Source organism: Peptostreptococcus sp. MV1 (assembly GCF_000758885.1).
Classification (GTDB): domain Bacteria; phylum Bacillota; class Clostridia; order Peptostreptococcales; family Peptostreptococcaceae; genus Peptostreptococcus.
Window position 1 is genome coordinate 1 of the sequence record NZ_JRNB01000114.1, and the last position, 1,472, is coordinate 1,472.

Genomic DNA, 1,472 nt, shown 5'->3' on the forward strand with positions numbered 1-1,472 from the left:
AAGATTAGAAACTTTTCACAGATAATCAACGAACTGCAAAAAGGCGGATTTGACCTTGATAAAAACGCATATATCGAATCCCTTGTAAACACTTCCGTTCTCATCTTAGATGATTTAGGAATTGAAAGAGATACAAGCTATGCAAAAGAGCAGGTATATAACATTGTGAATAACAGGTACTTAAAGCATAAGCCAACAATCTTTACTACAAATCTTTCATACAGCCAAATTGAAAACTGTACGGAGAGTGTGGAATACCAAAGAATTTACTCAAGAATTATCGAGATGTGTATTCCTGTGATGGTACTTGGAGAAGATTACAGAAAAGTTATTCAGGAAGAAAAATTAAAGAGGAATAAAGAAAGATTACTGACTGGAGGTGGGAGAACTTGATCAATGAAGAAATCGCAAGAAAAACGCTGAATATGGAAGTGAAAGCCGGAAAAGTAACAGCAAAACTTCTTTTGACTTTACTCAAGAAATTGATGAAAGAGGCTGAGAAACTCGGAGGGCTTGAAAAGCTGGTTAATGCTAACGGAAATGAAGTAAAGCTCAAAGATATGGTAAAAAAGGGACAGCTTGAAGAAATTCCGGTAGAAGAAGCAGAGCTTAAAGAACTTAAAAAGGAACTGAATCGGTATGGGGTAAAGTTTTCGGTGATGAAAGATAAAGAAAGCGGAAAATACTCCGTATTCTTTCAGGCAAAAGACATGAAGGTAATGGATAAAGCCTTTAAGCACGCCCTTTCAGAATCAGAAAAGAAAACGGAAAGGAAAGAATCTATTCATAAGAATATTGAGAAGTTCAAGGAGATGGCTAAAAACTCTGTTTCCAAAGATAAAGTCAAGAATAAGCAAAAGGAGCAGAGCCTATGATAGAGAAAATACTAAAGGACATCAAAGGCTTTTTTAAGATGCAGGATAAGGCAAAGTTTCTAAAGCAGAACATTCCCTATCTTGCATTTTTCTATGTTGGCAATATCTTCTCTCACCATATACGAGCCTATACTGGTGGCGATGTAATAGACAAAATCTTTCAAGGGATATTAGAGCTTAACACCATGAGCTTTATTCCAAGCATTCATCCAACTGACATTCTAATAGGCATAGGAGTAGCAGCTTTAATTAAATTCATTGTCTACAGCAAAGGCAAAAATGCAAAAAAGTTCAGACAGGGAAAAGAGTATGGTTCAGCAAGATGGGGAACGAGAAAAGATATAGAACCATACATGGATGAAAAATTCCAGAACAATATCTTGCTTACACAAACAGAACGATTAACAATGAACGGCAGACCAGCTAATCCAAAGTATGCAAGAAACAAGAATGTACTTGTCATCGGTGGTTCAGGCTCCGGAAAGACAAGATTTTATGTAAAACCGAACTTAATGCAAATGCACTCGTCATATTGCGTGACCGATCCTAAAGGATTAACCTCATAGGGACAGAGAAAATAATAAAAACTTGGAAAGG

At 36.4% G+C, this 1,472-nt stretch carries 2 protein-coding genes and 1 pseudogene; all 3 read left to right on the top strand.

Annotated elements, in window-relative coordinates:
* Nucleotides 1–393: ATP-binding protein (locus tag HMPREF1639_RS07690; protein ID WP_036765155.1), on the top strand; the 393-nt coding region annotated here is incomplete at its 5' end.
* Nucleotides 390–875 carry a PcfB family protein gene (locus tag HMPREF1639_RS07695; RefSeq protein WP_036765158.1) on the top strand — a complete coding sequence of 162 codons (486 nt, stop codon included), beginning with the start codon at nucleotides 390–392 and terminating at the stop codon, nucleotides 873–875. The genes HMPREF1639_RS07690 and HMPREF1639_RS07695, both read left to right, overlap by 4 nt.
* Nucleotides 872–1,429 (top strand): annotated as a pseudogene (locus HMPREF1639_RS07700) (type IV secretory system conjugative DNA transfer family protein); the annotation flags it as partial. The gene HMPREF1639_RS07695 and the pseudogene HMPREF1639_RS07700, both read left to right, overlap by 4 nt.
* Nucleotides 1,430–1,472 lie beyond the last annotated feature (43 nt).